The sequence below is a fragment of the Synechococcus sp. OH2 genome (genome assembly GCF_047462155.1).
GTDB lineage: Bacteria > Cyanobacteriota > Cyanobacteriia > Thermostichales > Thermostichaceae > Thermostichus.
Genome location: NZ_JANSIR010000057.1, coordinates 1,314 through 8,895, shown reverse-complemented (window position 1 = coordinate 8,895; position 7,582 = coordinate 1,314). Strand labels below are relative to the sequence as shown.

At 60.4% G+C, this 7,582-nt stretch carries 4 protein-coding genes and 1 tRNA gene; 3 read left to right on the top strand and 2 right to left on the bottom strand.

Annotated elements, in window-relative coordinates; translation table 11 throughout:
* Positions 1 to 148 precede the first annotated feature (148 nt).
* Together NW835_RS04570 and NW835_RS04565 are read left to right on the top strand one after the other, a co-directional pair.
* On the top strand, positions 149 to 2,113 hold the full coding sequence (locus NW835_RS04570) for a tetratricopeptide repeat protein (RefSeq protein ID WP_414414633.1): 1,965 nt from the start codon (positions 149 to 151) through the stop codon (positions 2,111 to 2,113).
* 43 nt (positions 2,114 to 2,156) lie between these two features.
* A tRNA-Leu gene (locus tag NW835_RS04565) sits at positions 2,157 to 2,240 on the top strand.
* A 13-nt stretch (positions 2,241 to 2,253) separates the two neighbouring features.
* Here NW835_RS04565 and NW835_RS04560 read toward each other — a convergent pair.
* Positions 2,254 to 4,371: a glycosyltransferase 61 family protein gene (locus NW835_RS04560; protein WP_414414632.1), complete on the bottom strand. Its 2,118-nt coding sequence runs from the start codon at positions 4,369 to 4,371 to the stop codon at positions 2,254 to 2,256.
* Positions 4,372 to 4,612: 241 nt separating this feature from the next.
* On the opposite strand from NW835_RS04560, the gene NW835_RS04555 reads away from it, so the two are divergent.
* The gene (locus tag NW835_RS04555) at positions 4,613 to 7,312 is read left to right on the top strand and encodes a phycobilisome rod-core linker polypeptide (RefSeq protein WP_414414631.1); all 2,700 of its coding nucleotides are present in this window, start codon (positions 4,613 to 4,615) and stop codon (positions 7,310 to 7,312) included.
* A gap of 58 nt (positions 7,313 to 7,370) precedes the next feature.
* On the opposite strand, the gene NW835_RS04550 is transcribed toward NW835_RS04555, so the two are convergent.
* The coding region (locus NW835_RS04550; protein WP_414414630.1) for a Holliday junction DNA helicase RuvB C-terminal domain-containing protein at positions 7,371 to 7,582 on the bottom strand (212 nt) is incomplete at its 5' end.

Here is a 7,582-nt window from a genome sequence, read left to right as displayed (position 1 = left end):
TGCGGGATTTGGCGAGGCGCTCGCGGAGCTGCTGATACCGTTTTTGTGTGCTTTTGGCAACATCATCCCCAGGGGTAGAGCGAGGAGCGCTCTAAGCAGTCTGGAAGCGCCTATAGTGGGAGAAGATCTCCAGCTTCCCTCGTTGTCGATGTCGGATCTCACCCCCACGGGTAAGCTTCTGGCCGGGATCCAGGCCCAGCAGGCTGGCGACTTGCAAACCGCAGAAGCTATCTACTTAGAAATTCTGGCGGAGTTTCCGGATCAAGCTGATGCCCTGCACCTGCTGGGGACGGTGGCCCAGGCCAAGGGAGAGGGGGAATGGGCGGCTGCTTTGATTGCCGAGGCCATTGCGCTCGATCCCTGCGTAGCCCTCTATCATCACAACCTGGGTGTTGTCTATGAATCTTTGGGGCAACTGGAAAAGGCGCTATCTTGCTATCGGCAGAGTCTGAGCCTCCATCCCAAGGCTTACCTTTCTGCTTTGCAAGCCGGCAAGATTCTTGTTAACCTACGCCGCCATCAAGAGGCGATCCCTTTGCTTGGCTCCTTGTTAGAAAATCCAGATCCAGCAGCAGGGATCCCTTGGGCTGAGGTGCATTTTTATCTGGGAATAGCCCATCGCGAGCAAGGGGAACACAGCGCGGCTCTGGCTCACCTGGAAAAGGCGTGGACTTTGGATCCCAATTTGGTGGTAGCTCGCTGGCTTTACCATCTCTATCTGCCCGCCCTCTATCAGGATGAGGAAGAGCTGCATAGATTTCGCTCTCGCTTTGTAGAACACCTGGATCGCCTCATTGAGGAGACGCCCTTGGACACCCAAGAGCAGCGGCGGCTTGCCTTTTTAGGGTCAAGCTGGGGAACACCCCACCATCTGCAGTACCAGGGCTGCGACGACCTGGAGCTGCAGAAAAAATACGCTCAGTTTGTGCAGCGCATCGTGAAATCTTGCTACCCCAATTGGCACTCTCTTCCCCGGCAACCAGGGGATCCCATTCGCGTTGGCTTTGTCTCGGCCTCGATGCGCGCCTGCTCCTACAGCCGTCTTTCTTTAGGGTGGGTGAAGTACTTAAAGGCGAGCTCCCAGTGGCCTTTTCTGGTGTTTGCCTACCATTTGGATCCTAGAACCGACTTCATGACAGAGCAATATCGTCAGTATGCCGATGTATTTCGCCACATTCCCACTGGCTTTGAAGATGCTGCCCGCCAAATTTTGCAGGATCAGCTCGATGTTTTGGTGTATCTGGAAATTGGCCTTTCTCCCCTGATTTTGCAACTGGCATCTCTGCGGCTAGCCCCAGTGCAATGCTCCACCTGGGCTCATCCTGTAACTTCTGGACTTTCAACCATCGACTACTTCCTCTCCAGCGACCTGATGGAGCCCGAAGATGGGCAGGCTCACTACAGCGAAACCCTAATTCGGCTGCCCCGCCTGGGTACCTGTTTTGAAAAGCCCGTTTTACCTCAGCAAAAGCGTCATCGTGGGGATTTTGGCCTGTGCCAAGACGCAGTAGTTTATCTTACCTGTCAATACCTGGGCAAGTACCTGCCCCAATATGACTATCTTTTTGCCGCCACTGCCCAGCGAGTGCCCAACGCTCAATTTGTCTTCTTGGCCTTGCCCAATGCTGCCATTGCCCAACACTTTTGGCAGCGTCTTTCCCGAACTTTCTCCGCCTATGGCCTTTCTGCAGAAGACCACTGCTTGATCTTGCCCCAACTGGATCATCAAGACTACTTGGATCTCAACCGCTGCGCCGACATTATGCTGGATTCCTACGGCTGGTCGGGCGGGATCACCACCCTGGAAGCTGTTGCTGCCGGCTTGCCTGTAGTGACCTGCCCTGGCCGGTTCCTGCGGGGCCGCCACACCTATGCCATCCTCAAAAGGATGGGCCTTGATCTCTTAATTGCCCAAGACCTTCAGCGCTACGAAGAGTTGGCCGTTCAACTGGGAACGGATCCCCAATTTCGGCAGCAAATCTCCCAGCAGATCCAACAGCGGCGCGACCTGCTCTTTGAGGATCGAGACTGTGTGGCAGCCCTGGCCCATTTCTTGCACCAGGCTGTCTCCCAGAAGCTGGCATGTCATACTCTCCCTATAGAAGCCTCCTAGCTCCCCACAGCAAGCAGTTTGGTAGAGTGGTACAGCTCCTCCAGGGATCGTGGCGGAATGGTAGACGCTACGGACTTAAAATCCGTTGTTCTTCAAGAACGTGAGGGTTCGAGTCCCTCCGATCCCATCCCCCCCTAGATTCACCGCAGCCCTGTCTGCTCGAGCAGGTTCAGCAAGTCCGGGATCGGCACCCAGGCATCCTCCCGATCCAACTCTGGGCTAGCCAGCAGGGCCACCAGGGCTGGGTCGCAGGTTGGAGCCAGCAGGGGGAAGTAGTCTAGTCCCACCACCTGGGCAAGGCTCCAGAAGTAGGGGAGCACGGCATTGCGGGGGAAGATCTCAACTACAAGAGTCCCAGGTTGACAAAAGGCAAGGTTGGTCAGGCCCGCTCCGTGGAGGCCAATGACTGCTTCTGCTGTTTGCATCAAGGCTATTTGCTCGGCTAGAGAAAGGGCTTCCAGTTGCACGGGCACAAATCCCCAGGGGCGCAAAGCCTCGAGAACCTCTGCCTCGTTGATGACCCGCCGCCAGCGGGCAGCCCGACGACTAATGTAGATCCGCCGCGGCAGCCCCGCCGCCTGCCCCAGAGGAGCCAGTTGCTGCAGCACTTTCCAGCCCCTAGGGGTTAGACACCCCACCGGCCCCGCCAGCGAGGGCACAATCAGGTTCTGCGCTTGCAGATGGGATCCCCCCGCCTGCTCAAAGCTAAGGAGGCGCTCTGGTGGGATCCCCAAGGCAGCTAAGCTTTGCACCTGAAAGGGCTTGCCCTGGTAGCCGTGGACCAAGAGGGGGATGTCCTTTTCGAGGACGCCGGAGCGGCGTAGGAGATCGAGGGCGGGCAGGATGTCCACCATCCAATGGAAGTAGTTGACCGCCCCCAGGGGCAAGAGGGCGACAGAGCCCTCCAGCAAAATTGGCGGCCCCAGGTGGGGTAGGTCCAAGACGGGGTGGTGCTCCAGGTGCTCTGGCTTCCAGTCCCAGTCGAGAAACTCCGGCGGCGGCAAGCTGGGGGAGACATCGGCCAGCAACTCACCCCTACGGGTAAGCACGGCGCTGGCAAAGCTGGCGTAGAGGTGGCGGGGATAGTGGCCCACGTGCACGGATCCCTGCGGAATCTGGGCGACAAAGGTCTCGGCCAAGGGGATCCGCTGCGAGCGCAGCTTTTGCCCAATGGCAGGGTCAGCCGTAGGAGGAGCTTGGAGACAGAGAACCCCTTCTGGATCCAGCACCTGGTAGCTGCCCTCGCCGGTGGCCTGGTGCCACTGCCGGGTGGTGAGGTAACCCTGGCTGGGCACTGGCAGGGGGTTGCCAGAACCGGACGGTGGGCTCTGGCAGGCTGGGGAAGGAAGGGTTGCCTGCGCAGGGAGCCAGCGCTGCTGCCAGGCCCGGTACCGCTCCTGCCAAAGGCTGCCCGGGGATCCCTGCAGGGCCTGCTCCAGCTCCAGCCGCAGCCGACTGTCTCTGCCGCTGCCCTCACACCAGGCCTGTAGCCACTCCCGCTCGGCAGCCAGCGCCTCCCGGAACTTCTCCCAAGCCCCCTGCGGGTCATTCCGCCGCACCTGAGCCTCTACCCAGTAGCTGTAGAGCTCTGCTGTCTTGGTGCCCCGCGCCGCTGCCTCCTGAAAGCAGGCCACCGCCTGCTCCAGCTCCCCCAGATCCAGCCAAGCCAGGCCCATCTGCACCCAGGGATCCCCCCACTCTGGCCTTAGCCTCGCTGCCTCCTGGAGAGGGGAGAGAGCCTCCCGCAACCGGCCCAGCTTGAGCAGGGCCAGGCCCCAGCGCCAAAAGCTCTCCGTGGCCGTCGGATCCCGGCGGCAGGCCTCTTCAAACCACTCTGCTGCTTCTAGCCACAGTCGGCTCCGCTCCTGGACTAGGCCAAGGCGATGGGCCGCCAACGCCGCCTCTGGGGCAGCGCCACTTTCTAGCAACTGCCGATACAAAGCCGCCGCCTGCGGCCACTGCCCCCTTTCCCACAGCCCCTCTGCCAGCTCCAGCAGTCCCTCTGCCCAGCAGCGGGTAGCCTCAGCTTCGGCCACCCCTTCGGCCCCTAGGAGGGCCAGACCCTCCTGCCAGGCAAGCTGCGCCTCTAGCTCCCGCCCCAGGAGTAGGTAAGCAGCTCCCAAGCCCCAGTACAGTTCTGGCCGTTGGGATCCCTGCTCAAGCTGCCGCTGTAAACCTTCAGCAACAGAGCCGTAGCATCCCTGTTCCCAGTCCACCAGCAGGGAGTTGGGAAGGTGCGGAGGAGGGTTGGAGGCCATGGTTTTCGACGAGAAGGCAAATGAGAACGAGTGTTACAAACTGCAACAACCTCCCCCCTCTGGGCGCATCCCCCTAGTATTCTAGGCTTGGCTTCCCCCTCAGGGATCCGGCGTCCATTCCTCCCCAGCTCCGAGAGGAACGTGGGACCGGTCTAGTTGAGTCCATGGGTCAGCCTCTGTCCTATGGCATCGTCCCTGGCCCTTATTGGCAGTTTTTCAATAAACGGAGTTTAAGAGACCGATGGGTATCAACGCATCCGGCGGCGCAGTCGTCTCCAGCCCCCGTCTTTACCAAACTGTGCCCCTCTCGACCATCTCCCAGGCGGAACAACAGGATCGCTATCTGGCCCGCACCGAGCTGGATCGCCTGGAGGACTTTTTCTCCAGCGGCCTGAAACGGCTGGACATTGCCCAAGTGATCGCGGCCAACTCCGAAATCATCGTCAGCCGAGCGGCCAACCGCATCTTCACGGGGGGCTCGCCCATGGCCTATCTGGAGCGGCCAGAAGCCACCCAGGACGAGAAGGAAGCCTTTAAGCTAGGCACCGCCTTCTACGTGGAATCCACCGGTGGCTTCCTGGAGGCTATCCGCAACCTCTTTAGCGCCAGCGGCGTGGAGATCCCACCCAACTTCCGTCCCATTAACATCCCCCGCTACGGCGCCGCCAACATGCGCAAGTCGCTGCGGGATCTGAGCTGGTTCCTGCGCTACGTCACCTATGCCCTGGTGGCTGGGGATCCCAGTATCATCGTCGTCAACACCCGTGGCCTGCGGGAGATTATCGAAAATGCCTGCTCCGCCGAAGCCACCATTGTCGCCCTCCAGGAGATGAAGCGGGCCTCGGCCAGCTACTTCCGCAAAGATGCCGAGGCGGTGGCCATCATCAACCAGTACTTCGACGTGCTCCTGAGCGAGTTCATTGCCCCTGCTCCCTCCGACAAGCTACGGCAGCGCAACGCCAGCACCGCCGATGGCCTGCCCTTGCAAGGGCTACAGTTACCCCAGGTTTACAACTTGGCCGCAGAAAAAGTGCCCGTCTTTGCCATGAAGCCGGGGCTCTCCAATGCTGAGAAAGAAGAGGTCATCAAAGCGGCTTATCGGCAGGTGTTCGAGCGGGATATCCGCCGTGCCTATGGCCTCAAGCTGGCCGACCTGGAGTCAAAGGTCAAAAACGGCGAGATCTCCATGAAGGAGTTTATCCGCCGCCTGGGCAAATCCGAACTCTACCGCAAGCAGTTCTACGAGCCCTACATCAACAGCCGTGTGGTGGAGCTGGCCTTCCGCCACTTCCTGGGGCGGGCCCCAGAGACCCGCGAGGAGGTGCAGACCTACTTCTCCATCGTCTCCAGCAAGGGCCTAGCTGGTCTGGTGGATGCGCTGGTGGACAGCCGCGAGTACGGCGACTACTTCGGTGAGGAGACGGTACCCTACCTGCGCAAGCTGGGGGTGGAAGCGCAGACCAGCGCCAACTGGGGGCCCAAGTTCGACCTCTACAATTACGCTGCCCCCCGTCGCAAGGTGCCCCAATTTATCACCCTCTTTGCCCGCTACAATCGCCCCTTGCCGGATCAGCACGCCTACGGCGTCGGCAACGACCCGCTGGAGATCCAATTTGGCGCCATCTTCCCCAAAGAAACTCGCTCCCTCAAGGGCAGTCCCGCTCCCTTCAGCAAGGATGTCAAGCGCATTCTTATCCGGCGCGGCTTTGCGCTCACCAATGCCCGCACCAACCCCAAGGCGGCAGGGGATCCCGGTAGCCTTGGCCCCAAAGTCTTCAAGCTTACCCAAACCCCTCGCGATCGCAGCCGGCGTTTGGGAGTGCGGGCAGGGGTTGTTGGCAGCGAAGTCTCGACGCAAGCGGTCATCCGCGCCTGCTACCAGCAGGTGTACGGCTATGTGCCCTACGAAGGCCAACGGCTAACCCGCTGGGAGATCAAGCTGGAGTCGGGCGAGATTACGGTCAAGGAGTTTGTCCGCCAGTTGGCCAAGTCGGATCTCTTCCGCAACAAGTACTGGTCTAGCCTCTACGTCTGCAAGGCCATCGAGTTTATCCACCGCAAGCTGCTGGGCCGGCCCACCTACGGCCGACAGGAGATGAACCGGCTGTTTGACATTGCCTCCAAGCAGGGCTTCTACGCGGTGGTGGATACCATCCTCGACAGTGAAGAGTACCAGCAGGTCTTTGGGGAAGACATCGTGCCCTACGAGCGCTACCTCACCCCCGGCGGTCTGGCCCTGCGGCGGATGCGCCCCGGATCCAGCGACATGGCTGTGGTTACCAGGCCTATCCGCACCGACGACGATATCCCCCTCTTTGTCAAGCTGGGCCAGCCCCAGGACAAACCCTCCGGCGAGCTGGAAATCCAGCGGCGAGTCCAGCAAGGGGTGCCCAAGGTGCGCCAAGAGGTGCCCATCTTCAAGCTCACCAGCCTGGCCAACAAAGCCGAGGTCAACAACCTCATCCGCGCTGCTTACCGCCAGATCTTCGAGCGCGACATGGACATCTACAATATCAGCGCGGAGCTGAGCTCCGCCGAGTCCAAGCTGCGCAATGGCGAGATCACCGTCAAGGAGTTCATCGAGGCGTTGGGGTGTTCTGAACTGTACCGCGCCGAGTTCTATGCTCCCTACCCCAACACCAAGGTCATCGAGCTGGGCACCAAGCATTTCCTGGGCCGCGCACCCCTAAACCAGCAGGAGATCCGCAAATACAACCAGATCTTGGCCACTCAGGGGTTGAAGGCCTTTGTCCGCGCCTTGCTCAACACCCAGGAGTACCGGGATCTCTTTGGCGAGGACACGGTACCCTATCGCCGCTTCCCCACCTTGCCGGCGGCCAACTTCCCCAACACCCAGGAGTTGTATGGCCGCCTCACCAAGCAAAACAAAGAGTTGGTGGTACCCAGCTTTAGCCCGGTGGGGAAAAACGATCGCAGCTAGATCAACTCCCCTCTCCTCTTGCGGGAGAGGGGCTGGCGGTGAGGGAAAACGATTAGCTTCACAAAGGCAGAGGGGATTGGGCTTCATAGCCCAAATGTCGTAGCGCGGCAGGGGTAACCACACGGCCCCTTGGCGTACGCTGCAAGTAGCCAATCTGCAGCAGGTAGGGCTCGTACACCTCCTCAATCGTCTGGGGATCCTCGCCGGTTATTGCCGCCATTGTCTCCAGGCCCACCGGCCCGCCGCCAAACTGCTCCACCAGCAGGGTCA